This is a genomic window from Ralstonia sp. SA306 (genome assembly GCF_054792405.1).
Genome location: NZ_CP096451.1, coordinates 3,212,674 through 3,238,160, shown reverse-complemented (window position 1 = coordinate 3,238,160; position 25,487 = coordinate 3,212,674). Strand labels below are relative to the sequence as shown.

The window sequence follows — 25,487 nt, the reverse complement described above, 5'->3', positions numbered from 1 at the left end:
AGCCCATTTTTCCGCGTAGCCGTTCTATGTCCCAGAAGAAAGCGCCGCTGTTCGAGATCCGCAGCGGCACCGTCGATGCCCTGCTGCTGTCGCCGCGCACCGCCGACATGGACGCCTTGGCCGCCGAACTCACGCGACGCTTTGCCGACACGCCCGAGTTTTTCTCAAACGACGTGATCGCCATCGACGTGCGCCGTCTGGCTGAAGACGAGCGCCTGCCCATCGACCGTTTGGTGGAGACCCTGACCGCGCTGCGTGCCCGCGCGATCGGCGTGGTTGCCAGTCCCGAGCAGGCCGAGTGGGCGCAGGCCTTTGGCCTGCCGCTGCTCGACAGCCATGGCCGCCGTCCGCGCGGCGAGAAAGACGCCAAGGACAACGGCGAAGGCCAGGACGCCCCCGAGCACGCCCAGGCTGCCGAAGCGCCGGCCCCCGCCCCTGCTGTTCCCCCCGTCGATGCCGTGGCCATGCAGCCCGGCACGATGATCGTCGATCGCCCCTTGCGCTCCGGCCAGCGCATTTATGCGCGCGGCGACCTCGTCGTGCTCGACTTGGTGAGCGACGGCGCCGAGGTGATCGCCGAAGGCAACATCTATGTCTATGCCTCGCTGCGCGGTCGCGCGCTGGCGGGCGTGAAGGGCAACCTGGATGCGCGCATCTTCTGCACGTGTCTGGAGCCGCAACTGATTTCCATCGCCGGCATCTACCGCACCGGCGAAACCCCGTGGCCCGACGCCTACGCCAGCAAGCCTGCGCAGGTCCGGCTCGCGGACAACACGCTGGTTTTCGAACCGTTGCGGATGAAGTGACGCACCCCGTGCGCCGAGCGATTTAACTTTTCGATATACGAGCCATGACCAAGATCATCGTAGTCACCTCCGGCAAGGGCGGCGTCGGCAAGACGACCACCAGTGCGGCGTTCTCTGCCGGCCTTGCGCTGCGCGGTCACAAGACCGCCGTCATCGACTTCGACGTCGGCCTGCGCAACCTCGACCTCATCATGGGCTGCGAGCGCCGCGTTGTGTATGACCTGATCAACGTGATCCACGGTGAGGCCAACCTGAACCAGGCCCTCATCAAGGACAAGAAGTGCGAGAACCTGTTCATCCTCCCCGCCTCGCAAACGCGCGACAAGGATGCACTCACGCGTGAAGGCGTCGAGAAGGTGATCGAAGGCCTGAAGGAAATGGGCTTCGAATACATCGTCTGCGATTCGCCCGCCGGTATCGAATCGGGCGCCCTGATGGCGATGTACTTTGCCGATGAGGCCATCGTCGTGACGAACCCGGAAGTGTCTTCGGTGCGCGATTCGGATCGCATCCTGGGCATCTTGTCGTCCAAGTCGCGCCGCGCGGTGGAAGGCAAGGAACCGATCAAGGAGCACCTGCTGCTCACGCGCTACAACCCGAAGCGCGTGTCCGAAGGTGAAATGCTGTCGCTCACCGACATTCAGGAAATCCTGCGCATCAAGCTGATCGGCGTGATTCCGGAATCGGAAGCGGTGCTGCAGGCGTCCAACCAGGGCACACCCGCCATCCACATCGAAGGCTCCGACGTAGCGAACGCCTATCATGACGTGATCGACCGCTTCCTGGGCAAAGAGAAAGAACTGCGCTACGTCGAATACAACAAGCCGGGCTTCCTGCAGCGCCTGTTCGGCGGCAGCGGTAAATAAGGAGACGCACATTCATGTCGATTCTGTCTTTCCTGCTGGGCGAGAAGAAGAAGACTGCGACCGTCGCCAAGGAACGTCTGCAGATCATCCTCGCCCATGAACGTACCGCCAGCGGTGCGCCTGCCGACTACCTGCCCGCGCTGCAACGCGAGCTGGTGGCCGTGATTTCGAAGTACGTGAAGATCGGCAACGACGACATCAAGGTCAATCTCGAGCGCCAGGACAACCTGGAAGTGCTTGAGGTGAAGATCGAGATTCCGCAAGCCTGATCGCGCGTCAGCGCACACGAATGATGCGGCCCGCCGGTGCACCCGGCGCGGCCGGCATCGGCCCCACATAGGCGGCTCTCGGGCGGATCAACTGCCCCGCCGCGCGCTGCTCCAGCGCGTGCGCAATCCAGCCTGCCGTACGCCCCGCTGCAAACAGGCCAAAGCCTGAACCTTCTGGCAGCCCGAGCACACGCCGGGTGGCCACCAGCGCAAAATCCACCGATGGCCCATCGCCGGTCAGCCCGGCCACGGCATCAATCACCGATTGCAGCCGCTTGCGCGCTCTGCCGGCCTTCGGCAACTGCGCCAGGATTGCGTCGGCGCGCGGGTCGGCCTTGCGATACAGCGGGTGGCCAAAGCCGGGCAGCGCATCGCCGCGATCAAGCCGACGGCGCAATGCCGTTGCCACGGAGCGCTCCCCTTCCAGCTCGCTCAGCAATGCCTCCACGCGCGCCGTGGTGCCGCCATGCCTGCCACCGGTGAGCGCAGCCAGGCCCGCGCTGACCACGGCGCCCAGGCTGGCGCCGGTCGATGCAACAACGCGCGCCGCAAAGCTTGAGGCATTGAGTTCGTGATCTGCGCAGAGCACCAATGCGACGCGGATGGCCTCAGCAGCGTGCGCGTCAACGTTCCATGCCTGCTGACATTGCAGATGCACGGGCGCGGTGTCGGGCTTGCGGCCGAGCATGGCGGCAAACACCACGCGCAAGAGTGCGCCGGCATCGCGCGCCGTGCGTGCGGAATCCTGTCGCCACGCGGCCTCGTCCAGCGCCGGCAAGGCAAGCGCGCACAGCGCCATGCAGCGTTGGCGGATGTCCGCGTCTGCCAACGACGTGAGCGCTGCGTACCAGCGCTTCGGCAACACCGGCGCGGGCGTGTTGAAGGCCACCGCCTCTTCGCATTGCCACAGCCGCGCTGCAACGGTCTCCAGCGTGGCGCGTTCGGCCAATTCCAAAGCGGGCGTACCGCGATAGAACAACTGCCCGTGATCGATCAGCGTGATGGCCGATTCCATCACCGGCAGGCCCCAGTCCAGCGCGTGGCGGACCACCTGGCGCGGGCGCCGTCCGCCGGAACGCTGATCGGCCAGGCGGGTGACATCGGCTTCGCGGTAGCGGCTGCCGCGTCCATCGGGCGACGGGTATGCCGCCAGCAGCCCGCGGCTCACATAGGCGTACAGCGTGGGGCGCGAGATATGCAGGCGCGCGGCGGCTTCGGCGGCATTCAGGTAGGTCGTCATCGGGCCGGATGAAGTGGACGGCAATCGAGGTTGATCAGTCTAGTCAATGTTGACGCTATCGGCGGTGCGGGACTGTAATGGGCGCACCTTCCCTGCGGAGCCCCGCCATGCCGTCACCCGTTGCTGATGTGGTTGATCCTTCCATGCAGACTGTCAGCCCCGCCGGCGCACTCAGCCAGTTGTGGACGGTGCTCGGCCAGCCGGCGGATGCGCTGTCGCGTGCAACGCTCACGGGCGCGGAGCCGGCGCTGCCGTCGTCGTTTGCCGTGGGCACGCTCGCGCAGAGCACCATCGCTGCGGCTGCGCTCGCGGCGGCGCAGGTCGACACGTTGCGCAGCGGGCGGCAGCAGACCGTGTCGGTCGACATGCATCACGCCGCGCTGGAATTTCGCTCCGAGCGCTACTTCCGTCTCGATGGCCAGTTGCCGCCCGAACCGTGGGACAAGATCGCCGGGCTCTACCGCTGCGGCGATGGCCGCTGGGTGCGCCTGCACACCAACTTTGCGCATCACCGTGACGGCGTGCTGAAGTTGCTCGGCTGCGCGTATGACCGGGCGGCCGTGGCCGCTGCGCTGAACCAATGGAAGGCCGAAGCGTTTGAAGAAGCGGCAGCGCAGGCGGGCATGGTCGTGACCGCCGCGCGCACGTTTGAAGAATGGGACGCACACCCGCAAGGCATTGCCGTGGCGCGCCAACCGCTGATGACGATCGAACGCATTGGCGATGCGCCACCGCAGCCCCTGCCCGCGCATGCCGACGGCCGTCCGCTCTCGGGCGTGCGCGTGCTCGATCTCACGCGCGTGATTGCCGGACCTGTCTGTGGCCGCACGCTGGCCGCGCACGGGGCCGATGTGCTGCTTGTCACGGCGCCGCATCTGCCCGCCGTTCCGCCGCTGGTGATCGACACCGGGCGCGGCAAGCGCTCCGCGCAGCTCGACTTGCGCGAAGCGGCGAGTGCCGAGCAACTCCGCACGCTGCTGCGCGACGCCGATATCTTCGTCCAGGGCTATCGGCCCGGTGGCTTGGCGGCGTTGCAGTTTGGCCCCGAGCAGGTGGCAGCACTGCGCCCGGGCATCGTCTACGTGAGCCTGTGCGCATACGGCTATGACGGCCCCTGGGCCAATCGCCGAGGCTTCGATTCGCTTGTGCAGAGCGCCAGCGGCTTCAACTGGGCGGAAGCGCAGGCAGCCGGTGATGCCAAGCCGCGCCCGCTACCCGCACAGGCGCTGGACCACGGCGCGGGTTACCTGATGGCCGCCGGCGCCATGACCGCTCTTTCGCGCCGCATGATCGAGGGCGGAAGCTGGCACGTGCGTGTGTCGCTCGCGCAGACGGCGCAATGGCTGCGCAGCTTCGGCCGTATGGCCAACGGCTTTGATGCGGCCGACCCGCGCTATGAAGACATCGGCGCTTACCTGGAAACGTCGCCCTCCGGCTTCGGCACGCTCACCGCGCTGCGCCACGCGGGGCAGCTATCCGAGACGCCGCCGCACTGGACGCTCCCCAGCGTGCCGCTGGGGACGCATCCCGCGCGGTGGTAGCATTCGCGCCTACCGTTTTCTCCGCCCGCGCCTGATACTCCGGGCGCACATGGTCCGCCGATGCTCAGTTACCGTCACGCCTTCCACGCCGGCAATCACGCCGATGTCCTCAAGCACGCCGTGCTTGTGCAGATGCTCGATTACCTCACGCAGAAGGACAAGCCGTTCTGGTACATCGACACGCACGCCGGCGCCGGCCTCTACGCGCTGGACCACGAATGGGCGCAGAAGAAGGCCGAGTTCGACACCGGTATTGGCCCGCTGTGGCGCGCGGCCCAAGCCGGCGAAACACTGCCGCCGCTGCTCGACGCCTACCTCGACCAGGTGCGCGAACGGAATCCCAACGGTGAACTGAGGCACTACCCGGGCTCGCCGTGGCTGGCGTGGCAAATGCTGCGCGACGCCGATCGCCTGCGCCTGTTCGAGCTGCACAGCTCCGAGATCAAGGTGCTGTCGAACAACTTTCGCGGCGCGGGGCGCAAGGTCATGCTGTACGACGGCGATGGCTTTGCCGGCATCAAGGCGATCCTGCCTCCGCCGCCGCGCCGCGCGCTGGTGCTGATCGATCCGTCGTTCGAAGACAAGCATGATTACGCCCGCACCGTGCAATCGCTGCAGGACAGCCTGCAGCGTTTTGCGACCGGCATGTATGCGGTCTGGTATCCGTTGGTGCAGCGGCGCGAAGCCGCGCAATTTCCCTCGCGCCTGAAGCAGTTGCGACCGGCGGATTGGCTGCACGTCACGCTCACCGTCAGGCATCCGGTCGAGGGTGGCCTGGGCTTGCACGGCAGCGGCATGTTCATCGTCAACCCGCCGTGGACGCTGAAGGCGCAATTGCAGGAAGCCATGCCCACGCTGGTGCGCCTGCTCGGCCAGGACGACGGCGCCAAGTTCATGCTGGAAGGCGAATCGAGCTGAGGCCGCGGCCTCATCTAAGCCATACCCCTAAACATCGTTGGGAGCGGTCTGGGCCGGGTGCGATGCCAATGGGTAGCGCTGCAAATCGACCGCAACATGGGCGATACGTGCAGCTGCCTTCGAGACTTCTTTCACGCCGCTGGCACCCAAAGTCCGAGCGATTTGGGTTGCGTGAACCTCCTGACGCAACGGCGCCATCCGGCGTTCACCGATGTCTACCCGTTCGGCGGCCTGCTGGACTTGGTCTTCGTGTTCCGGCGCCAGCTTGGCCGGGTCGGGTTCTTGAATCATCTTGTCGACCACGCGCTCGGCAAACTCTTTCGAGATGACCGGGGTGGCCGACCAGACCGAGGATTCATCCGATGGATATCGGAAATCCGGCCCAAGCTTCGCCATCTCTTCGTGAACGTCGGCTTGTATTTGACTGTGCTCCTTGCGCTGGAGCTTTTGCATCTTGGCGTGCGCTTTCGCCCCGCTTCTGCGGTCATAGTGATGCTCGGTTTCTACCGCGTGCTTGTCTTTCGACAAGGCACCGTCAATGGCGAAGATGGCGGGGCCTTTAGCCCACGGGTCCATGACGACGTCATGCGCGCGGTCCGATGTCTTACCCCGCAACTCGGCCCAACCGTGGTCTTTCTTTGTGCTGCCCACGCAATAGACCCTCTCGCCTTTCTGCAATTTGCCGGCATGTAGAAAGGTGGCCACATAGGCGTGCTCACCGCAGTTGCCAGCCTGGGCCGCCAGGGTGCTGGCTGTTACCCTGAGTTTCTGTCCGTAGTGGCGCGGAATCTTCGGCCTTGCGTTACGGCCAGCCTCTGTTCTGATCGTGCTGAGACCGTTGCTGTCATTGATGTCGGCAGTTACATTGCCGCGACCATGCGCCAGCGCTTGGCGGGTCTCCATGACGGTTTCATTTCCACGCTTGAGCCGCTCGAGCGCCGTGCCTTCCACTGGGCGGCCGTCGACCTGGCGGGCGTGTACATAACCGCCCAGTTGGCACTCGCCGTCGGACAACGCCTTGCGCGTATCCGGCACCAGCGCCTGGATCTCGACCTGCCGTTGGCGAATGCGTTGGGCGTCAAAGTTGGCCAAGCCCTGCAACGTCACCGGTGCGCGGCGTGGCGGGTGCGGCGCTGAATCCACCGGCTGGCCGGTTGAAGTGGAAGCGCGCTCCTCTGCTGGGGGCGTCGGGCGGAAGCAGCTTAGGATCGATTGCAACGGACGCGGCATGGGCGGCTCCTGTGACCCGCCAGATACGCAGCGGCGCAGGCAGATTACGGCCGCTGTGGCGCGCGACGGCGCAGCCGGGCGAAAACCTGGCGCAATGGGCGAAGCAATGCCATGTCACTCCCCTGCCACATGCCCGTGCTACCTAGACGGGCTTAGACTTGCACTGCGCTGCCCATGCGCAGCGCCCCCTCTCGGCAATATCCGCAAGATCGGCAGGAGCAACACACCATGAGCGAACGCGACGCAGCCCGCCAGGCGCGCCTGCAGGAAGACCTTCTCGACACGCTTGACGAAGAGCTGGAGATGGAAATCGACGACCACCTGCTCGGCGGCGGCGAAGGCATCGACGACGAAGCCCGCGAAACGCGGCGCATGTACTTTCGCGAGCTATTCCGTCTGCAGGGCGAGCTCGTCAAGCTGCAGGACTGGGTGATCGAGACCGGCCACCGGCTGGTGGTGATCTTCGAAGGGCGTGATGCCGCCGGCAAGGGTGGCGCCATCAAGCGCATCACGCAGCGGCTGAACCCGCGGGTGTGCCGCGTGGCCGCGCTGCCCGCTCCTACCAACCGCGAACGTACGCAGTGGTACTTCCAGCGCTATGTGGCGCACCTGCCCGCCGCCGGCGAGATCGTCCTGTTCGACCGCAGCTGGTACAACCGCGCCGGCGTCGAACGCGTGATGGGTTTCTGCACCGACGAGGAATACGACGAATTCTTCCGTTCCGTGCCCGAGTTCGAAAAGATGCTCGCGCGCTCGGGCATCCAGATCGTCAAGTACTGGTTCTCGGTGACGGACGAAGAGCAGGAAGTGCGATTCCAGAGCCGTATCAACGATCCGCTCAAGCAGTGGAAGCTGAGCCCGATGGACCTGGAAAGCCGCCGCCGCTGGGAAGCCTATACGCGCGCCAAGGAAGCGATGCTCGAGCGCTCGCACATTCCCGAATCGCCCTGGTGGGTGGTGCTGGCGGACGACAAGAAGCGCGCGCGCCTGAATTGCATCCACCACTTGCTTGGCCAGGTGCCTTACCACCCGGTGCCGCATTCGCCGGTGTTGCTGCCGGAGCGGGTGCACCACGAGGAGTACATCCGCCACCCGGTGCCGGAAGACATGATCGTACCGAACGTGTATTGATCGGCCGACAACGCCATCCGCAAAAGACAGGGCGGCCTGCGCGGTCGCCCTTTTTGTTTTAATGCGCGCGTTCAGTTGCTTGGAAGACCGCTGCGCTGCGCATAGCGGTTTCGTGTCGAATCCGTGTCCGCTGATCGCCGAGAATTACACCGTCGGGCGGATCTCAAAGCCGGGGACGGGCGCCTCATGCTCGCCCGCGACCACGTCCAGCTGTGTGACTTGGGCGCTGTCGGGCCCCTCCCACATCCATTCGCGCATGCTCAGCACATTGGCCTCGGGACCGGCCAGGAACGCCTCGACCGCCCCATCCCGGCGATTGCGTACCCAGCCACGCAGACCGAGCAGGCGGGCACGGTCGGCACAGGCCGCGCGGTAGCCGACGCCCTGCACGCGGCCCTGTACGGTAACGATCACTTGCGCAATGGCGGACATGGCGACCTCCGAAGCGAACCCGCAGGTGATGTGTTGGATAAAACATGACAAACCGGCGCTGTCGTATCTCTGTCACATTTCTGGAATGTGACGTCGTCAGACTGACAACCGTGCAGCGGGCTCTGACGTTACGCAAGGTAAACTAGGCGGCTTGCCGCCGGGTGCCAAGCAACGCTTGCGCAAAGCACTGCGCTGCGCCCCGCACGCCATGTATCGCGCCTCGGCCCCAGGCCTTGAGGCGCCCGAATTTCGTCCGCGGTTTCCGTCCCGGTTATCCAAGATGCAGCAGAACGACAACGAAACCACCATCCGGGGCCGCTTGGGTACCACCTTCGGTACCAACTTTGGCGTCAACTTCGGCCACCTGCTGACTGCGCCGCCCAACCGGTTTGACCTGGCCCTGCTGCCGATCATCCTGGCCGCCATCCTGCTCTTGGCCTATGCAGCCAAGCAGATGAACGTGCCCTACACGCCTGGCGAACAGCTGGACGTGAGTCTGGACGTCATTGAGCTGCCGTATTACCTGCTGCGCACCAGCATCCGCATGCTGCTGGCGCTGGGCGCGTCGCTGGCGTTCTCGTTTGCGTTTGCCGCTATCGCTTCCAAGAACCGCACGGCCGAGAAGGTGATGGTGCCGGCGCTGGACATCCTGCAATCGATTCCGGTGCTGGGTTTCCTGTCGATCACGGTCACGGGTTTCATTGCGCTGTTTCCGGGCAACCTGGTGGGCGTGGAATGCGCGGCCATCTTCGCCATCTTCACGTCGCAGGCGTGGAACATGGCGTTCTCGTTGTACCAATCGTTTCGCACCATCCCGACCGATCTGGAAGAGGCCGCCACGGTGTTCCGGCTGTCCAAGTGGCAGCGCTTCTGGCGCCTGGAAGTGCCGTTCGCCATGCCGGGCCTGCTGTGGAACATGATGATGTCGATGTCGGGCGGCTGGTTCTTCGTGGTGGCATCGGAGGCCATCTCGGTGTCGGGCCACGACATCAAGCTGCCGGGCATCGGTTCGTACATCTCGCTGGCGATCCAGCAGCAGAACCTGCCGGCCATCGGCTGGGCCATCCTGGCCATGCTGATCGGCATCATTTTGTACGACCAGTTGCTGTTCCGCCCGCTGATTGCCTGGGCAGACCGCTTCCGCTTCGACACGATGTCGTCGGAACGCGAACCGCAATCGTGGCTGCTTGACCTGCTGCGCCGCTCCGAGTGGGTCAAGGCGCTGCTTGAGCGCACCGCAGCGATGGCCGAGCGCACGCTGTCCTGGGGTGCCGAGCGCACGCGGCCCACCGCTGCCGGCGGCAGCGGGTTTCTGCCGCGCTTCCCGTGGTCGCACCGCATCGCTGATGTCGTCATCATCCTGGCCGCGCTTGTGGCGGTGGCGCACGTGCTGCAATTCGTGCGCTCCGAGGTGGGCTGGGCCGAGGTCGGCCACGTCTTCTGGCTCGGCTTCCTGACCATGGTGCGCGTGATCCTGCTGATTGCCCTGGCCGCGCTGGTGTGGGTGCCGATCGGCATTCGCATCGGCCTGAACCCGAACGTGGCACGCATCGCCCAGCCGGTGGCGCAGTTCCTGGCGGCGTTCCCGGCCAACCTGATGTTCCCGCTGGCGGTCATGCTCATTGCGCGCTTCGCGCTCAACCCCGAAATCTGGTTGAGTCCGCTGATGATTTTCGGCACGCAGTGGTACATCCTCTTCAACGTGATTGCCGGCGCGTCGGCAATCCCGACCGAGCTGAAACTGGCCGCCCGCAACTTCGGCCTGCGCGGCTGGCTGCTGTGGAAGCGCTTCCTCATTCCCGCCGTGTTCCCCAACCTGCTGACGGGCCTGGTGACGGCCGCCGGCGGCTCGTGGAACGCCAGCATCGTCTCCGAATACGTGTCCTGGGGCGACCGCACGCTGGTGGCAACGGGCCTGGGCAGCTACATCGCCGAGATGACATCCAAGGGCGACTTCCCGCGCATTGCACTCGGGATTGCCGTGATGAGCCTGTTCGTGGTCGGCTTCAACCGGCTGCTGTGGAACCGCCTGTACGACATCGCGCAAGAGCGCACCCGCCTGTAAGAACATGCTCGTGATCCTGCTGCGCACCCCGATCTTGACCCTGCGATGCTCGCCGTACTCATGTACGGCTGCGCGTCTCGGGCCAACCTCTGGGCGCTCGCTACGGATCTTGAGCACGTTCTAAGACGACCTTATTTAGCAGAGAACACACATGGTTACCACCAGCACCCATAGCCAGAGCGCTGAAAGCGTCATGGAGCTGCGCGGCGTCTCGAAGATCTTCCGCACCGCAGACCACACCGACCGCGCCGTGCTCGAAGGCGTGGACCTCAACCTGCGCCAGGGCGAGATTGTCGCCATGCTGGGCAAATCGGGCTCGGGCAAGTCGACGTTGCTGCGCATCATGGCGGGCCTGGTGCGCGCCGATCGTGGCCAGGTGCTGTTCCGTGGGCGCGAGTACGCCGGCCCAGTACAGGGCATCGCGATGGTGTTCCAGTCGTTTGCGCTGTTTCCGTGGCTGACAGTGCAGCAGAACGTGGAGCTGGGCCTGGAAGCGCAAGGCGTGGCCAAGGCCGAGCGTGAAGAGCGCGCTGAACAGGCCATCGACCTGATCGGCCTGTCGGGTTTCAACAGCGCTCTGCCGCGCGAACTGTCCGGCGGCATGCGCCAGCGTGTAGGCATTGCGCGCGCACTGGTGACCGAGCCCGACCTGCTGCTGATGGACGAAGCGTTCTCCGCGCTCGACGTGCTGACCGGCGAGAACCTGCGCGACGAAATGCTCGACCTGTGGGAAGGCCGCCGCACCAACATCAAGAGCATCCTCATCGTCTCGCACAACATTGAAGAGGCAGTGATGATGGCCGACCGCATCGTCATCCTGTCGAGCGATCCGGGGCGCATCCGTGCCGAGGTGCGCGTGCCGTTCCCGCGCCCGCGCAATCGTGATTCCGCCGCCGTGCGCAACCTCATCGACGAGGTGTACGGCCTGATGACCTCGCCCGAGCGTGTGGGCGTGCATGTGGGCGTGGAGCCCGCGGCCGAGCAGCTTGCCTACCGCCTGCCCGATGCCGAAATCGGCCAGATGGAGGCCATTCTCGACCTGCTGGTCGAAGCGCCGTTCAACGGCCGTGCCGACCTGCCGCATCTGGCAGAAGAAGCCGGCGTGACCGACGACGACCTGCTGCCCGCGTGCGAAGCGCTAGCCCTGCTGCAACTGGCCACCATCGAGCGCGGCGACATCATCGTCACGCCGTTCGGCAAGACCTACATGGAAACCGAACCGCCCGAGCGCAAGGTGCTGTTCGGCCAGAAGCTGCTGGAGCGCGTGGCCCTGGCCGCGCACATCCGCGCCGAGCTGGACGCCAACGAAGACGGCGAGATCCGAGAAGAACATGTGCTGCGCGAACTGGAGGCGTACCTCAAGCCCGAAGAAGCCGAACGCGTGCTCAAGATCGGCATCGAATGGGGCCGCTACGGCGAGGTGTATGAGTACGTCTACAACACCGGCATGCTGACCCTGCCCCGTGAAGAGCGCGAGGAACGCGAAGAGCGTGAGGCGCAGGAAGGTGGGGATAACGCGGCGTAAGAGCGCGTTGCTGCTGACGTAAGAAGAGCCGCTTGATGCGGCTCTTTTTCATAGTCGCTACCGTTTGTAACCCCCCGTCAACGTTGCGGAACACCTCGGCGTTTTGCACGAGCGGACGCCGCGTTCATGTGAGCTACTCCGCATCCTCCCGGGGGTTCCAATGCGCCGTGCGTCCGTTCAAACGCTGTTCGCCATTTCGCTGGTCATTGGCACCGGCTTCGGTCTGGTGCATGCAGCCCGCGCGTGCGAGATCCCCGCACCGGTCAAGACGATCGATCCACCAGGCTTCTACGACGACGCGGCAGGCTATGCGCGCGACGTGAAACCGATGCGCAATTTCATCGCGCACCTCAACGCGTCGGCCGACAAGGGCGATTGGACCTGCGTACTGAGCCAGCTTCGAACGTGGGCCGAGGCAGATGCACTGATGGGCAAGATTTCCGGCTACCAGGGGTACTACGAGCGGTCATGGGCGGGAACGGATTTCGCCATGGTGCTTCTGCGCATGCCGAACGACATCCGCAAGCAAAACCAGCCGCAGTTGGATGCCATCGCACCTTGGCTCGAACGCATTGCCATCGCCACCCGCAACGCCGAAGCGATCAACCATCTGCATAACAACTTGGTGTATTGGGCCGGCCTCAATCTGATTGCCATCGGCACCGCGACGGACAACAGCGACCTGATCAACTCAGGGCTGCTGCGCGTTCGCGAGGGCATCCGCGATATCGGCCCGGACGGCGCGCTCGCACGGGAGGTCAAGCGAGGTAATCGTGCGTTGCACTACCACACGTTCGCGCTGATTCCGCTGGTGTTTGCCGCAGAACTGGCGCAGCGACGCAATATCGATCTGTACCGGGAGAACGGCCATGCAATTGGCCGCTTGGCGAACCTCGTGATCGAGGCGGTGATGGATCCGGCGAGCTTCGAAAAAATCACGCCCATCAAGCAAGAACTGTTTCCGTGGACCTTCCAGGATGAGCTGTGCTGGATGGAGCCTTACTACGCCCACGTGCGCGACCCACGCCTGCCTGTCCTGATTGCACCGCGCCGCCCGTTTGCCGAATGGCGGCTCGGCGGCAACGTCACGGCGGCATGGGGCGCGATGCTGCCCGGCCACTGAATGGGCCGAGCAGCGTCGCGCCGTATGGGCGCGCCTGGTTACGTGCGTTGCCTTACCACCCCCAGCGCACCCCTGCCTTGCCGTTCACCCCATGCAAGCGACGGTCCGCGCTGACCTGGTAGCCGAGGCTGGCATAGAACACGCCGTTCTTCGCCACCTGCGCCGTAAGGCCGCCCGTCAGCTCCAGCGTCGTGCTCGGCAGTTGCGACGTGAACGGCACGAAGCCACCATCCGGCGACGACATCTGCGTTCCCGTCTCACCGCGGAACTCGTGCCACACATTCGCACGCACCCACGCGGTGTGCTGACGTTCCGGCGATTCACCCCAGCGCTTGCTCACGCGCACGCCCAGGCGACCGAGCATCGAGTTCACCGAGTTGAAGCGCACGTCAGCGGCACCGTCGTTGGCATCGGCAAACGCGGCACGCTGAACCACGAGCTGCGCTTGCGGCTCGACACGCCATTGCGGTGACAGCGCGATCGGGTAGCCCGTCTCGAGCGATGCGGCGTAACCGAGCGCGTGCGTCTTCAGGCCGTTCACGCCGTGCGGCGAGGCATCGGCGTCGTAACGGGTGCCCTGCACCACGCCATCCAGATACCAGCCGGACGGGCCGAAGTGCGTCCAATACAGACCGACCGTGTTGGCGTTGACGGTGTCGCGGCCGGCGTCTGCGCCATCGGCGTGCGTCACGTCTGCCGCGATGCGGCCGGTGGCGAAGTAACCACCGGCATGGTCGTGGCTGCCGTCCTCGCGCTGGCGCTGGTAGACATCGGCACCGACCTGCACGCCGCCGAAGTCGTAGCTGAACGCGGGGCCCTGGTTACCGTAGATACCGTTGCCATCCGACATGCGGCTGCCCTTCTGGGCGATCACGCGTGCCCAGCCGGTGCGCAGCACGGGAGACGTGCCTGCCGGTGCGGTGGCCTGGTTGCTCTCTTCGCCCACGCGTTCGTGCAGCGTATCGAGCAGCGCGCGGCCGTATAGCAAGGTCAGCGACGGAATGGCGGTGTAGAGCGAGACTTCCGGACGCAGCGCAGGCTGCGTGGCGCTCGTGCCCGCGCCGATGCCCGTGCCTTGGGTCGCGGTCTGCAGGGTGCGCAAATACCAACTGTCTGCGCTGGCCGAGCCACCGCGCTGCAGCGTGTACTCATACGGGCCGGCGACGACTCGGTTGGCGAGTGCGAAGGCATTGGTCTGCGTGGTCGCGCCATTGATCGCACTGACGACTTCGATGCCATCACCCGTGGTTCGCGCACCGGCGCCGCCAGCATTGGTGACGCGCACCGCCGTATTGCCGCTCGCCGTGCCGCCCGAGATGACGAGCTTGTCGGTCGGCGAATTGTCGGTGCCCAGCTTGGTGTTGATGGCCAGCACGCCGCCATTGCCGACGTAGTTGCCGTTGACCGCCAGCTTGTTACCGACGCCTGCGCCACCAACCTGCACCGTGCCGGCGTTATTCAGCGACCCATTGATCGTCAGGCTGCCGCCGCCAGCATTGGCAAACGCCGCCAGCGCATCGGCCACGGCCACCGTACCGTTGTTGGTGACGGCGCCGTTCACGGTGCCGTAGCCGCCCAGCGTGGCGTTGGCTGCAATCTGAACATTGTTGCCGCTGCCGCCCGCCATCGGCCGCAAGCTCTGCGGCGCATTGGTGGCCGACACGCCGAGCGCGGCACTGGCGTGCGTCGCGTCGCCGATGGCCAGCGCCCCGCTGGCGACCAACGTGTCGCCCTGGATCGCGTTGTTGGCGGTGAGCACGGTCGTGCCCGTGCCGGCCTGCGTGATGCCGCCCGTGCCGGAGACGGCGCCGCCGAAGGTGAACACGTCCGATCGGTTGAACGTCAGCGTGCCGTTGTCCACCACATTGCCCAGGATCGAGCCCGACGTACCACCGTTACCGAGTTGCAACGTCCCCGCCGCGACAGTGGTGCCGCCCTGGTACGCGTTGTCGCCCGCGAGCACCAGCGTGCCGCTGCCGGTCTTGGTGAGCGCCCCGACGCCCGAAATGCCCTGGCTCACGGTCGACGTAAAGCCCTGCGTATCGATCGTGCCGTTGGCATTGGTGATGCCGATGGCGCGTGTGGCCGCCACATCCACATTGCCCGTCAGTTGCAGCGTGCCGCCGTTGAATGTCAGGCCGCCCGTGGTGCCGCCTAATGCGCTGTCCGCACCAATGGCAAGCGTGCCCTGCGTAATGGTCGTGCCGCCGCTGTACGTATTGCCTGCACCCAGCGTGAGCGTGCCCGTGCCGGTTTTCTCCAGCGCACCTGCGCCGACGATCTGACCGGCATAGCTGCCATCCACGTCCTGTTGGAAGCGCACCAGGCCGTTGTTCGTCACGGCCTTCGTCACGCTCAGCGCATCGCCTTGCAGCGTGCCGCCGGCGTCCACCTGCATCGTGCCGGTGTAGGTGCCGTTGTTGCCTTGCAGGATCAGCGTGCCTTGCTGCACCTCCGCATTGGTCACGCCCATGCTGGCGAGCGTCTTGGACAGCGTCCACGTGCCGCTGTCCTGCTTCTGTAGGGTCTGGAAGTTGGTGATGGTGCCCAGCGTCGCGCTGTCGGTGCCGTTGAGTGTGATGACGTTGGCACCGCCGCCGCCGCTGATGCTGCCGCTCACCGACGAGCCGGTATAGACGTGCAAGGCATCATTGCCGCCCGCAAAGATCAGGTTGCCGATCACCTTGCCGCGATTGGTGAAGTCGACCGACCCGTTGCCCGACGCGCCCATCACGTTGCCGTTGGCGACGTCCGTCTGGATCGTCCCCGTGGCGTTGTTGATGACCGTGTTGCCGCCCGAGGTGTTCTGGAACCAGATCGCCGCGCCGTGCGCCGATTTGATCAGGCCGTCATTGACGATGGTATTGCCCGTGCCTTCCGGGTTGACGGCCTCTCCGCTCAGCTGTGTGCCGTTGGCCAGCACCTGCGCGCCTTGCTGCACCGTCAGCGTGCTGTTGTTGCGGAAGTCGATCGCGTTGCCGCCCGTACCGTAAAAGCCGGAGTTCGACACCGCGTTTGCGCTGACCGAGCCGCCGGTTTGCACCGTGATGTTGGCGTTGTCTCGCACGGCAATGGCGCTGGTGTCACCCACCGCCAGCGTGCTGCCGTTCTGCACCGTCACCGTGCGATTGTCTTCTGCCGCCACGTTGCCGGTGCCGACGGTGGATGTGGTTGGGTTGGTTGCCGCCGCATCGCAGACGGTGGTCTGCCCGGTGGTGGTGCAGTCTGCATGCGCAAGCGCCCCAAACAAGGCGAATGGCGAAGCAACAAGCGCGATGGAGACAAACTGAAGCCGCCCGCGGCGGCGCTGGAACAATGGCGTAGACATACGTTTGCGTCCGCGCGCACGCGAAAAGAAGCCACTACGTCTGTCCCCCCGGACAGACGTAGCGCGATTTGCGCAGACTTCCCCTTCTTATCTTTTGATGGTTTGATGAAGTCCAACTTCCCCGGTGGGCCAATCATCTCGCTGAGGTTGTCTCCGACCCGGCCCCGTCTTTTGCCGTGGACATGCCAGAACAACGCATCGCTGCGAGCATCAGCCCTGTCCGCGCAACTTGATCCACTGCATTTATTTTTAAAGTGGTGCGGACGGCGTGATTCTAGGAATGCCGATCAATAGCGATGTACAAAGAATGTAAAAATCAACGGTATTTGAGAATGTGTTTCTTCCCAACATCGAATGAGCCGCGTTTTATTTCCATTCAATAAAGAAAGAAGCGAAGAACCGCTACCAACCTAGAATTCCAGCGATGACCCTTTCTCTACTATTGAAAGAACAAATGAGAAGCTGCACTGATTTGCGCGATGAAAAAGACGCCTGGTGCATATACGCGTGGCGGTGGAATGCAATCGGCGCGTTGATGTTCAGCATCCTCGTCATCGCGCTGATCTCCGTGCCTGCTTCAGCCCAGGAAATCGTCAGCGATCTCTCTGCAAAACCAACGGGCCGGATCCACTTCAACAGCGTCACCTCCAAAAGCAAATGGGAGCTGGTGCATCGCAAGTTCGACAAGACGCCCACGCCCATCTGGGGCACGTTGTATCTGCCCGAGACCCTGCAGGGTCGGGTGCCCGCGATGGTGATCTCTCACGGCTCGGCGGGACCGCAGCAGAAAGACGTCGACCGGTGGGTACGGCTGTTCAACCGGATGGGCATGGCCGCCTTTGTGGTGGACTCGTTTGGCCCACGCGGCATCACCAATACGATGGACAACCAGTCGCAGCTGAACCCGGCGGCCAACGACGCCGATGCGCTGTTCGCGCTCAAGCTGCTGAGCACCGACCCGCGCATCGACCCGAAGCGCATCGGGCAGATCGGTTTTTCACGCGGCGGCGGTGTGGCACTGGACATGACGCTCGAAGCGTTCCGCAAAGGTGTCATCGATGACGACACGCGGTTTGCGGCGCTCATCGGCTTCTACCCGGGGTGCTCCGCATTCTGGTGGGAAGTGCCGCCGCCACCGCTGGCAGGCGCCCCGCTGATGCTCGCGCTGGGCGAGAAAGATGACTACACGCCCGCGCAGCTCTGCCGCAATGCGGCGGAGATCATGCAGCGTGACGGGCAGACCGTCGAGGTGCATGTGTACCCCGGCGCGTATCACGACTTCGACAACACGCGGGCGTACTTCAAGTACTTCCCGGGTGCGACCACGGCGCGCGAGTGCCCGCAGACCATGATCGACGTGCAGCACGATGCGTACTACCACCTGCAGACCGGTGAGAAGTACGCCAGCCTCCAAGCGATGGAGGCTGACTACAAGCGCTGCACTGTCCGCGGTGTATCCACGGGCGCCAACCTGGAGCAAGCCCAGCGCGCAGAGGCCGACGTCAAGGCGTTTCTGACCAGAGCGATGGGTCTGTCTGTGCCGTGATGCGTGGGGCGGCAGGCACTTCTGTGTAGGCATCTCTACAACATTGCAGCGGTTATGACGCACGCCTATGCTGCCGTCATGACTGCCTCCCCCGATTCGTGGCTGCTGCTCATCGTCAGCCTGCCCACTGCCAGAGCAACCGCGCGCATGCGTATCTGGCGCGCCATCAAAGCCATCGGCTGTGCGGCCTTGCGCGATGGCGTTTACCTGCTGCCTGCGCGTGCCGAACACGCAGCGCAACTCAATGACCTGGCAGACGAGACCTTGCAGGAAGACGGCCAGGCGTGGGTACTGCGCGTGCAGGCCAGCGATGCGGCGGAAGACGCGGCCTACCGCGCCCTGTTCGACCGCACGCCCGACTACGCCGAGTGGCTGGCCGAGCTGTCTGAAGCGCGCAAGACACTCCCCGACCTGCCCAGCGCCGAGCGCAACCGGCTTCTGCGCCGCCATGCCCGCGCCTACGAGGCCATCCGCAAGATCGATTTCTTCTCCAACGAAGCGACCGTGCGCGCCGATGCGCAATGGCGCGACTTTGCTGCGGCGGCCGAAGCCACGCAATCGGCGGGCGAACCCCGCGCCGCTTCCGGCAGCATTCCGCGCCGTGATCCCACCCAATATCAGGGCCGCCTGTGGGCAACACGCCGGCACTTATGGGTGGACCGCGTTGCCAGCGCCTGGCTCATCCACCGCTTCATCGATCCGCACGCGCGGTTCCTGTGGCTCGACAGCCCGTCCGATTGCCCTGCCGACGCACTCGGCTTCGACTTTGATGGCGCAGCGTTCACGCATGTTGGCGAGCGCGTCTCGTTTGAGGTGCTCATCGCCAGCTTTGGGCTCGATGACGACGCCGGGCTCGCGCGCCTGGGCGCCATGGTGCATGCGCTCGACGTGGGCGGCGCGGCCACGCCGGAAGCCGGCGGGTTCGAGGCGATCCTGGCGGGCGCCCGCAAGCGGCTGACGGACGACGACGCGTTGCTCGCAGAGATCGGCACCGTGCTCGATTCGTTGTATGTGCATTTTTCCGGCAGCCGGAAAACATGACCGCAGTCACCCATCGCAGGTAGCCCATGAACATTGCCCCCGAACACCCCACCTACACGCTGCGGCAACTGGTCCTGTATTTCCTCCGGCTTGGCGCATTGGGCTTTGGTGGCCCCGTTGCGCTGGCTGGCTACATGCGCCGCGACCTGGTGGAAACACGCCACTGGATCACCGACGCCGACTACAAGGAGGGCCTCGCGCTCGCCCAGCTCGCGCCGGGGCCGCTGGCCGCGCAACTGGCCATCTACCTCGGCTACGTTCACTACCGCATCGTCGGCGCCACGCTGGTCGGCATTGCCTTCGTGCTGCCCTCGTTCCTGATGGTGGTGGCGCTGGGCTGGGCCTATGTCCGCTTTGGCGGCCTGACGTGGATGCAGTCGGTGTTCTACGGCGTGGGCGCGGCAGTGATCGGCATCATCGCCATCAGCGCGCACAAGCTCACCACCAAGAGCGTCGGCAAAGACAAGCTGCTGTGGGCCGTCTACCTGCTGCTGGCGGCAGTGACGGTGGTGACTGAATCCGAAGTGGCGTGGCTCTTCCTGGCGGCCGGCGTTCTGGTGTGGTTCTGGCGCGCGCCGCCCAAGTGGCTGCGCCAGGGCCGCATGAACGCGGTTGCCGTCACACCCGTGGCAGCGGCCAGCGGTTTGCTCGGCACGATCGATTGGCCCTTGCTTGCGCAGCTTGGCGCGTTCTTCGCCAAGGCCGGGGCGTTCGTATTTGGCTCGGGGCTCGCCATCGTGCCGTTCCTTTACGGCGGCGTGGTCACAGGGCACCACTGGCTCAACGACAAGCAGTTCGTCGACGCGGTGGCCGTGGCCATGATCACGCCCGGCCCGGTGGTCATCACCGTCGGCTTTATCGGCTACCTGGTGGCGGGCCTGCCCGGCGCGTGTGTGGCCGCGCTTGGCACGTTTCTGCCGTGCTACCTGTTCACCATCCTGCCGGCGCCGTACTTCAAGAAGTACGGCAAGCTGCCCGCCATCCTGGCCTTTGTCGATGGCGTAACAGCAGCGGCCGTGGGTGCCATTACCGGCGCGGTAATCGTCCTGGCCAAGCGCTCGATCGTGGATGTGCCGACGGCGCTCTTGGCCGTCGCCACAGTGTTGCTGCTGGTGAAGTTCAAGAAGCTGCCCGAGCCGGTGATCGTGGCGGGGGCTGCGTTGCTTGGCTTGGGGCTGTATCCGCTGCTGCATCGCTGACACACGATCGGCGGTGCCCGATCGCGCGCCGCAATATCTTCTGCGCACCGCAAGCGTTTGCAACCCAAATGGGTGAGACCGCACTCACCCCTGCGGCGTTACGATTGGTTTCAAATCGACCAAAGTGCGTGCCATGGCCAGGACTATGCTTCGGGCACCCCCCCAAACTGAGGAGACAACCATGAGAACAACTTATCGGAACATCCTGCTTGCATTGCCTCTGCCGTTCCTCATCGCAGCATGCGGCGGCGGGGATGGCGGTACGGATGCCGGCACGGGCACCCTCCATGTCTCGATGACGGACGCACCGTCCTGCGGCTTTGATCACGTCTACGTCACGGTCAACAAGGTGCGCGTGAACGCCAGCGCGTCGGCCGCCGACACCGACGCCGGCTGGACCGACATCGCGTTGGCCACACCGCAGAAGGTCGATCTGCTATCGCTCACCAACGGCGTGCTGACTGACCTCGGTACGGCTCCGCTGCCCGCCGGGCAATATCAACAGTTGCGCCTGGTGCTGTCTCCCAATCAGGGCAACACGCTGGCCAATTCCGTGGTGGTCACTGGCTCGTCGACCGAGCAGGCGCTGGCCACTCCCAGTGGCACGCAGAGCGGCTACAAGATCATCCAGCCCTTCACGGTGCAGCCCAACACGCTGGTCGATCTGGTGCTGGATTTCAACGCCTGCAAATCGATCGTGCAGCAAGGCAATGGCGGCTACAGCCTCAAGCCTGTCGTTACGGCAACGCCTACGGTCGTGAGCGGTTCGATTACCGGCTACGTGCCCGCCGCACAGGCCGGCGCTACGGTCTATGCCGAGCAGAACGGCCAGGTCATCCGCGGCACGGTGGCGGACTCCACGGGCAAGTTTGTGCTGTCGCCGCTGGTGCAGAGCAGCACCAATGGCGCTTATGACGTGGTGATCGTGGACAACGCACAGCCGACCGGCCACGCCACGGGCATCATCCGCACCGTGCCTGTCACGGCCAGCACGACGACCACGGTTTCCACCACCGGCGCGCCGATCACGCTGCCGGCCTCCACCACCAATACCGCCTCCGGCACGGCGACCGCATCGGCGCAGGCCACGCTGCGCGCGCTGCAGACGGTGAACTCGGTGTCGTACGAGATCACCTCGGCCAATGCCAACCTCGATACCGGCGCGTACTCGCTGGCGTTGCCCGCGGCCGCACCGTTGGTCGGCACGTACAGCGCGACGCTGCCGATCGCGCTGTCGGCGGTGTCGGCATCGGCGGGCCAGTATTCGGTCCAGGCCACCAGTGCATCGGGCACCACGCTGAGCAATCCGGTCAACGTTTCGGCCGGCAGCCAGACCGGGGTCAACTTCAGTTTCTAACCAGGGAAAAAGGGGGGCGGAGCCCGCCCCTCACCACACAATGAAGAACATCATCCTCATCCTGTCTTTGGGCGCATCGCTGCTGGGCGGTTGTGTCTATCTGCCCGACGATGGCCCCGTCATGCGCCCACAAGGCGGCCCGGGCAATGGCTTCTGCCCGCCGGGACAGGCGAAGAAGGGCAATTGCTGAGCCGTTGACTTCGTACTCGCGCAACAAAAAAGCCGGTCAGCGTGACCGGCTTTTTCTTTGCTGCGTTGCGGCGCTTACTTGCCCTTGCCCGCGCGCTTGTGCTGCGTGGATTTGCCATGTTGATGCGCACGGTCTGCCGCACGCGCCTTGCCTTTATCGCGGTCCATGCTGTCCGGGCCGTTGGTGTTGGACATGCCGTGGCTGCTCATATGTGCAGCAGAGCCGCCACCGGCGTTGCCGCCCTTGGCCTGCGCCGACAGCGAAACGGTGCACAGCGCGGCCATTGCGGCAGCCACCATCCATTGTGCTCGGGTCATCTGTTTCCTCCTTCTCGGTTTTGGTTCCACCGATTGTAGGGACGCGCAGATGAGAACGTGCGTTTGAGTGCAACCAAACGTAACGACAACCGCAGGTGCACCGCACAAGGGGATGGGCGGGGGATGAGCGCCGCGAGGCGTCACCTCACTTCCACTTGGCGCCGATCTCCGCCAACCCCGCTTTCTGCAGATCCTCCGCACTCATCACGATGCGGAACTCACAGTCTGCGTTGAACAGCAGAAACCACGGCTCCGCCAGCGCGGGAATGTGCGAGGCTGATTCCACATTGACGATGAGCACTGCGCCGCGATGGCCGTTCTGCTCCGTGAAGTAGACAACCTCGGGCTTGCTCTCGGCCATCACGCGCGGAATCAGCTCGGCGATGGAACCGTCGCGCACGTAGGTGTTGAAGGGTTCGTGCGGAATCCGCACGTTGACGAGCATGCGCATGATTTGCCTCCTGGGTGATGGCCAGGGCAAGCGCCGCGACAAAGCCGCCACGGCCATGCATGGCCGAACACCGTAGGTATAGGACGGGAGCCGCGTTTGCGTTATCAGCCGTTGGCTAGGCGAGATGGCGTAGACGCCAGGATGAGGGCGGAGCGATCCCGCCCACGCTTGCCTCTCAATCCAACGGCATCAGCGCCTTCGGCACGACGTATTGCTTGCCGTCATACGCAAGCCGGTAGGTTGTGCGCCGCGGCTTGGCGTCGTGCGTCTGGCATTCGCCGGCCTTGTCGACCGTGTTGGTGGACGAGGACTTGGTTTCCGACACCGCGATATCGGCGTACCCGTTGTGGGTGTCCGATGTCATGTTCAGCGTGCGCTTGATTTGCTCGAACGCGCCGGCGCAGTTGGTATCCCATTCACCGCCGCCGCTTTCCACGACAACGCCGTTCAACACCGGTTTCAATTGATTGTCCTGGACGGTGTAGAGCCACAGATCGGTCTCGTTGAACGGATTGGGCCGCGAACTGCCCTCTTTGACGATGCGCACCCCGAATGCCATCTGCCCTGGCGCGACCACGTAGCGCGCGGTATCGAACGTGACGGACTGGATGCGCACCGCATCGTCCGACATGCGCGCAGGCAGGCGCAGACGTTGCCGGATGTTGCCGTTGCCGGTGTCGAGCACGAACAGTTCAAGGTCGCCTTCATTGGTGCCCGCGTCTGCGTCCTCCTGCTGCATGAGCGGCACGGCCATGAGCGTGAGTTCCGGATGCGCGGGCCACGTGCGGCACACCACTGCATGCGGGTCGGACTCCTCCGGCAATTGGATGTGCGCGTCGCCGACCTTGTAACCACGGCCTGCACGTTTTGCAGCGGGGTAGGCCCGCTTGATTGCGCTGTCCACCTGGGCGGTGCAGGCGTCTTCAGCAGCGTGGAGGGTTTGCGCTGCAAGCAGCAGGCCGGCAGCGCACAGCAGAGGGGTCAGGCGAGCGTGTTTCATGTCTGTTGAGGTTGTTTGTGAGCGCGTTCACTTCGGCATCGGCTCGTAATGCACCTTGCTGCGCCATTTGCCGTTGACGAGTGTTTCCACGGTGACTTTCATCTTGTCGCCGCTGCCCTGCGCGTCATCAATGCGGCGTTCAACGGCGACCGGTACATCGTGTTCGACGGCGTACACCGTGCGCTCGTGATAGCAGCAACCGCTCTTCGCCCACGTGCGCAGACGCTTGTTCTTGGCATCCACTTCAAAGAACCCGAGTGTTTCCAGAATGAGCCCCGTCATCTCACTGTTGCGCACAAAGCGCTGGGTCTGCGCATTGAACAGATAGACGTCATAGCTGGGGCCACCGTAACTGCCCTCGTTGCCGGTCTGGATGCCGAAGTCCTCCTTGCCGTCGAAGTTGAAATCGCCAACGTTGATCACGCCCTGGTAGTCATAGAGACGCGTCGAATTGACCAGGGGCCCCATGCCCCCCTTGGGCAGCGTGACAAACACCTTCGGCAGGTTGATGACCTGACGCACGGCGCGTTGGCCCTTGTCATGAATGAGCAACTGGGCGGGCCCTTCGCAGGTGGTGTCCTCTTTGCTGCTTTCCGCCGGACAGGCTTCGAGCATGCGGAGCACGAAATCGTGCTGCTTGGCGATTGCCTTCAGGGGAAAGACCGGGCCATTGACCGGCTCGCCCGGATCGGGAAACACGGGTTGCGCTTCCAACTCGTCAATGCGCGTGCGGTACGCCTCTCTCAGCGCTGCCACGTCGATCTGGCCGGAAGGCGCACGCTGTTTCAGCCAATCGCGCTGTGCGACCTTCAATGCATCGGTGGCGACGCCGTGCTTGTTCAACGCAGCGCGGTATGCATCGGCCAGTTGGCTATCCAAGGCGGAGAGTTGTGCGTCATTGCAGATGGCGTGCTCGATCGGGCTGCGTGCGGCGTTGCAATCAAAGCTGGCAGCGTGCGCGGCCGCGGGCAACAAGATGATGGCAAATGCGATGGCGCAGATGCTGCGAAATGGCGTCATTGGATGAACCCTTGGGAACCAGCGGTGAGCGTGTGCGCGATTGTGCTGTGGAATTTGGCCGTGTGGTGTGCTTTCTCCGCACATGGCCGCACTCATGGCTCGCCCCGTGCGGCACGGCAAGACTTTTCCTACCATGGCAACCACCCGGCTGTGAAAACCATGAGGTACGCAATGGCCCTTCCGATGCACATCAATCAGCCCCGCCCGACACGCCGTTCTGCCAACCAGGCTGTGCGTCGCGCCGTGCGCGCGTTATCACTCGCGGCTCTGCTGCTGCCCTTGGCCGCATCGGCCGCCGACCCGGTCGACGACGCGCTCCAGCAATGCCTGAAGAGCCCGCGAGGCACCACGACGGCCGGCATGACCGAGTGCACGCACACCGCCTACCAAGCCTACGACCGCCAGATGAATACGCTGTATCAGGCGGTCATGAGCAAGACGGACCCGGCCTCTCGCCAGGCCATCCGCAACGCCCAACGTGCATGGCTGGCCTATCGAAACGCACAGCGGACCGCGGACAACGCACCGTGGCGCGCAGACAGCGGCTCAATGGCGAGCCCCGATATCGAAGGGCTGAACGTCGAGGCGATCCGGGCGCGCATTGCCGAGCTGGAGTATTACCCGCACTAGTCGGACTTGAAGAACCCCGCTGTGGATAACGCACCCTGCCCCTGTGAATAACTCCAGGGACAAGCGTGTTGGTTCTCCGGGGTCAGTGGGCAGATAGCACAGGAACAACTTCCCACTGGGTCGACAGGGTCAGACGCGATGCCCCGGACTCATCCACGCGACAGCACACGCTGTCCGATGGGTTGTCCGTTCTGCAAGCCTTTGATACCAAAGCGCTTTTGGTGCTTATCCACAGGACTTATCCACCGTTATCTACTACTAC

23 protein-coding genes are annotated in these 25,487 nt (G+C 64.5%); 15 read left to right on the top strand and 8 right to left on the bottom strand.

Annotation, left to right across the window (positions count from 1 at the left end; translation table 11 throughout):
* Nucleotides 1–26: 26 nt before the first annotated feature.
* Genes minC through minE form a run of 3 tightly spaced genes read left to right on the top strand, consistent with a single transcriptional unit; the run spans nt 27 to nt 1,941 of the window.
* Nucleotides 27–806 carry a septum site-determining protein MinC gene (gene minC, locus M1D44_RS15330; protein WP_024977190.1) on the top strand — a complete coding sequence of 260 codons (780 nt, stop codon included), beginning with the start codon at nt 27–29 and terminating at the stop codon, nt 804–806.
* Nucleotides 807–850: 44 nt separating this feature from the next.
* A complete protein-coding gene (gene minD, locus M1D44_RS15325) occupies nt 851–1,672 on the top strand; it encodes a septum site-determining protein MinD (RefSeq protein WP_012436754.1) in 822 nt (273 codons plus the stop codon).
* Nucleotides 1,673–1,686: 14 nt separating this feature from the next.
* The gene (minE, locus tag M1D44_RS15320; protein WP_024977189.1) at nt 1,687–1,941 is read left to right on the top strand and encodes a cell division topological specificity factor MinE; all 255 of its coding nucleotides are present in this window, start codon (nt 1,687–1,689) and stop codon (nt 1,939–1,941) included.
* Nucleotides 1,942–1,948: 7 nt separating this feature from the next.
* Here the strand turns inward: minE and M1D44_RS15315 are convergent, their stop codons facing one another.
* Nucleotides 1,949–3,181 carry a citrate synthase family protein gene (locus tag M1D44_RS15315; RefSeq protein ID WP_316852990.1) on the bottom strand — a complete coding sequence of 411 codons (1,233 nt, stop codon included), beginning with the start codon at nt 3,179–3,181 and terminating at the stop codon, nt 1,949–1,951.
* 107 nt (nt 3,182–3,288) lie between these two features.
* On the opposite strand from M1D44_RS15315, the gene M1D44_RS15310 reads away from it, so the two are divergent.
* Both M1D44_RS15310 and M1D44_RS15305 read left to right on the top strand, forming a co-directional pair.
* On the top strand, nt 3,289–4,722 hold the full coding sequence (locus M1D44_RS15310) for a CoA transferase (RefSeq protein WP_316852989.1): 1,434 nt from the start codon (nt 3,289–3,291) through the stop codon (nt 4,720–4,722).
* Between the two features lie 60 nt (nt 4,723–4,782).
* Nucleotides 4,783–5,640, top strand: a complete 858-nt coding sequence (locus tag M1D44_RS15305; RefSeq protein WP_024977186.1) for a 23S rRNA (adenine(2030)-N(6))-methyltransferase RlmJ — start codon at nt 4,783–4,785, stop codon at nt 5,638–5,640.
* Nucleotides 5,641–5,667: 27 nt separating this feature from the next.
* Here the strand turns inward: M1D44_RS15305 and M1D44_RS15300 are convergent, their stop codons facing one another.
* On the bottom strand, nt 5,668–6,732 hold the full coding sequence (locus M1D44_RS15300) for an AVRPPHE avirulence protein (protein WP_316852988.1): 1,065 nt from the start codon (nt 6,730–6,732) through the stop codon (nt 5,668–5,670).
* Nucleotides 6,733–7,098: 366 nt separating this feature from the next.
* On the opposite strand from M1D44_RS15300, the gene ppk2 reads away from it, so the two are divergent.
* Nucleotides 7,099–8,001, top strand: coding sequence for a polyphosphate kinase 2 (gene ppk2, locus M1D44_RS15295; protein ID WP_037031853.1), 903 nt, complete (start codon nt 7,099–7,101; stop codon nt 7,999–8,001).
* Nucleotides 8,002–8,145: 144 nt separating this feature from the next.
* Here the strand turns inward: ppk2 and M1D44_RS15290 are convergent, their stop codons facing one another.
* Nucleotides 8,146–8,433, bottom strand: coding sequence for an acylphosphatase (locus M1D44_RS15290; protein ID WP_024977184.1), 288 nt, complete (start codon nt 8,431–8,433; stop codon nt 8,146–8,148).
* 280 nt (nt 8,434–8,713) lie between these two features.
* Between M1D44_RS15290 and M1D44_RS15285 the strand changes: the two genes are divergently transcribed.
* From M1D44_RS15285 to M1D44_RS15275, 3 genes are all read left to right on the top strand, one after another.
* A complete protein-coding gene (locus M1D44_RS15285; protein ID WP_024977183.1) occupies nt 8,714–10,498 on the top strand; it encodes an ABC transporter permease in 1,785 nt (594 codons plus the stop codon).
* A 151-nt stretch (nt 10,499–10,649) separates the two neighbouring features.
* Entirely contained in the window at nt 10,650–12,023 is a 1,374-nt protein-coding gene (locus tag M1D44_RS15280) for an ABC transporter ATP-binding protein (protein WP_024977182.1), read from the top strand.
* 160 nt (nt 12,024–12,183) lie between these two features.
* Nucleotides 12,184–13,146 carry a mannuronate-specific alginate lyase gene (locus M1D44_RS15275; RefSeq protein WP_316852987.1) on the top strand — a complete coding sequence of 321 codons (963 nt, stop codon included), beginning with the start codon at nt 12,184–12,186 and terminating at the stop codon, nt 13,144–13,146.
* 52 nt (nt 13,147–13,198) lie between these two features.
* On the opposite strand, the gene M1D44_RS15270 is transcribed toward M1D44_RS15275, so the two are convergent.
* Entirely contained in the window at nt 13,199–16,474 is a 3,276-nt protein-coding gene (locus M1D44_RS15270; protein WP_316852986.1) for an autotransporter family protein, read from the bottom strand.
* 535 nt (nt 16,475–17,009) lie between these two features.
* On the opposite strand from M1D44_RS15270, the gene M1D44_RS15265 reads away from it, so the two are divergent.
* From M1D44_RS15265 to M1D44_RS15245, 5 genes are all read left to right on the top strand, one after another.
* Nucleotides 17,010–18,020, top strand: a complete 1,011-nt coding sequence (locus tag M1D44_RS15265) for a dienelactone hydrolase family protein (protein WP_316852985.1) — start codon at nt 17,010–17,012, stop codon at nt 18,018–18,020.
* 78 nt (nt 18,021–18,098) lie between these two features.
* Nucleotides 18,099–19,061, top strand: coding sequence for a chromate resistance protein ChrB domain-containing protein (locus tag M1D44_RS15260; RefSeq protein ID WP_316852984.1), 963 nt, complete (start codon nt 18,099–18,101; stop codon nt 19,059–19,061).
* Nucleotides 19,062–19,087: 26 nt separating this feature from the next.
* Nucleotides 19,088–20,260: a chromate transporter gene (locus M1D44_RS15255; protein ID WP_112186475.1), complete on the top strand. Its 1,173-nt coding sequence runs from the start codon at nt 19,088–19,090 to the stop codon at nt 20,258–20,260.
* 181 nt (nt 20,261–20,441) lie between these two features.
* On the top strand, nt 20,442–21,617 hold the full coding sequence (locus tag M1D44_RS15250; RefSeq protein ID WP_024977176.1) for a DUF4382 domain-containing protein: 1,176 nt from the start codon (nt 20,442–20,444) through the stop codon (nt 21,615–21,617).
* A gap of 40 nt (nt 21,618–21,657) precedes the next feature.
* Nucleotides 21,658–21,807, top strand: a complete 150-nt coding sequence (locus M1D44_RS15245; RefSeq protein WP_037031851.1) for a hypothetical protein — start codon at nt 21,658–21,660, stop codon at nt 21,805–21,807.
* A 74-nt stretch (nt 21,808–21,881) separates the two neighbouring features.
* On the opposite strand, the gene M1D44_RS15240 is transcribed toward M1D44_RS15245, so the two are convergent.
* The 4 genes from M1D44_RS15240 to M1D44_RS15225 form a co-directional block, all read right to left on the bottom strand.
* Nucleotides 21,882–22,124 carry a hypothetical protein gene (locus M1D44_RS15240; RefSeq protein ID WP_024977175.1) on the bottom strand — a complete coding sequence of 81 codons (243 nt, stop codon included), beginning with the start codon at nt 22,122–22,124 and terminating at the stop codon, nt 21,882–21,884.
* A 145-nt stretch (nt 22,125–22,269) separates the two neighbouring features.
* Nucleotides 22,270–22,575, bottom strand: a complete 306-nt coding sequence (locus tag M1D44_RS15235; RefSeq protein WP_024977174.1) for a hypothetical protein — start codon at nt 22,573–22,575, stop codon at nt 22,270–22,272.
* A gap of 175 nt (nt 22,576–22,750) precedes the next feature.
* Entirely contained in the window at nt 22,751–23,575 is an 825-nt protein-coding gene (locus M1D44_RS15230) for a PA3715 family protein (RefSeq protein ID WP_316852983.1), read from the bottom strand.
* A 27-nt stretch (nt 23,576–23,602) separates the two neighbouring features.
* Nucleotides 23,603–24,595, bottom strand: a complete 993-nt coding sequence (locus tag M1D44_RS15225; protein ID WP_316852982.1) for a lysozyme inhibitor LprI family protein — start codon at nt 24,593–24,595, stop codon at nt 23,603–23,605.
* 171 nt (nt 24,596–24,766) lie between these two features.
* Between M1D44_RS15225 and M1D44_RS15220 the strand changes: the two genes are divergently transcribed.
* Nucleotides 24,767–25,225, top strand: coding sequence for a lysozyme inhibitor LprI family protein (locus tag M1D44_RS15220; RefSeq protein ID WP_316684458.1), 459 nt, complete (start codon nt 24,767–24,769; stop codon nt 25,223–25,225).
* Nucleotides 25,226–25,487: the final 262 nt, after the last annotated feature.

Bases quoted from the DNA above. Each gene is read 5' to 3' on its own strand.
- minC (WP_024977190.1), top strand. From the start codon at position 27: ATGTCCCAGAAGAAAGCGCCGCTGTTCGAGATCCGCAGCGGCACCGTC.
- M1D44_RS15270 (WP_316852986.1), bottom strand. From the start codon at position 16,474: ATGTCTACGCCATTGTTCCAGCGCCGCCGCGGGCGGCTTCAGTTTGTC.
- M1D44_RS15220 (WP_316684458.1), top strand. From the start codon at position 24,767: ATGGCCCTTCCGATGCACATCAATCAGCCCCGCCCGACACGCCGTTCT.
- M1D44_RS15235 (WP_024977174.1), bottom strand. From the start codon at position 22,575: ATGCGCATGCTCGTCAACGTGCGGATTCCGCACGAACCCTTCAACACC.
- ppk2 (WP_037031853.1), top strand. From the start codon at position 7,099: ATGAGCGAACGCGACGCAGCCCGCCAGGCGCGCCTGCAGGAAGACCTT.
- M1D44_RS15250 (WP_024977176.1), top strand. From the start codon at position 20,442: ATGAGAACAACTTATCGGAACATCCTGCTTGCATTGCCTCTGCCGTTC.
- minE (WP_024977189.1), top strand. From the start codon at position 1,687: ATGTCGATTCTGTCTTTCCTGCTGGGCGAGAAGAAGAAGACTGCGACC.
- M1D44_RS15260 (WP_316852984.1), top strand. From the start codon at position 18,099: ATGACTGCCTCCCCCGATTCGTGGCTGCTGCTCATCGTCAGCCTGCCC.
- M1D44_RS15265 (WP_316852985.1), top strand. From the start codon at position 17,010: ATGTTCAGCATCCTCGTCATCGCGCTGATCTCCGTGCCTGCTTCAGCC.
- M1D44_RS15230 (WP_316852983.1), bottom strand. From the start codon at position 23,575: ATGAAACACGCTCGCCTGACCCCTCTGCTGTGCGCTGCCGGCCTGCTG.
- M1D44_RS15315 (WP_316852990.1), bottom strand. From the start codon at position 3,181: ATGACGACCTACCTGAATGCCGCCGAAGCCGCCGCGCGCCTGCATATC.
- M1D44_RS15305 (WP_024977186.1), top strand. From the start codon at position 4,783: ATGCTCAGTTACCGTCACGCCTTCCACGCCGGCAATCACGCCGATGTC.
- M1D44_RS15255 (WP_112186475.1), top strand. From the start codon at position 19,088: ATGAACATTGCCCCCGAACACCCCACCTACACGCTGCGGCAACTGGTC.
- minD (WP_012436754.1), top strand. From the start codon at position 851: ATGACCAAGATCATCGTAGTCACCTCCGGCAAGGGCGGCGTCGGCAAG.
- M1D44_RS15245 (WP_037031851.1), top strand. From the start codon at position 21,658: ATGAAGAACATCATCCTCATCCTGTCTTTGGGCGCATCGCTGCTGGGC.
- M1D44_RS15225 (WP_316852982.1), bottom strand. From the start codon at position 24,595: ATGACGCCATTTCGCAGCATCTGCGCCATCGCATTTGCCATCATCTTG.
- M1D44_RS15285 (WP_024977183.1), top strand. From the start codon at position 8,714: ATGCAGCAGAACGACAACGAAACCACCATCCGGGGCCGCTTGGGTACC.
- M1D44_RS15240 (WP_024977175.1), bottom strand. From the start codon at position 22,124: ATGACCCGAGCACAATGGATGGTGGCTGCCGCAATGGCCGCGCTGTGC.
- M1D44_RS15280 (WP_024977182.1), top strand. From the start codon at position 10,650: ATGGTTACCACCAGCACCCATAGCCAGAGCGCTGAAAGCGTCATGGAG.
- M1D44_RS15310 (WP_316852989.1), top strand. From the start codon at position 3,289: ATGCCGTCACCCGTTGCTGATGTGGTTGATCCTTCCATGCAGACTGTC.
- M1D44_RS15290 (WP_024977184.1), bottom strand. From the start codon at position 8,433: ATGTCCGCCATTGCGCAAGTGATCGTTACCGTACAGGGCCGCGTGCAG.
- M1D44_RS15275 (WP_316852987.1), top strand. From the start codon at position 12,184: ATGCGCCGTGCGTCCGTTCAAACGCTGTTCGCCATTTCGCTGGTCATT.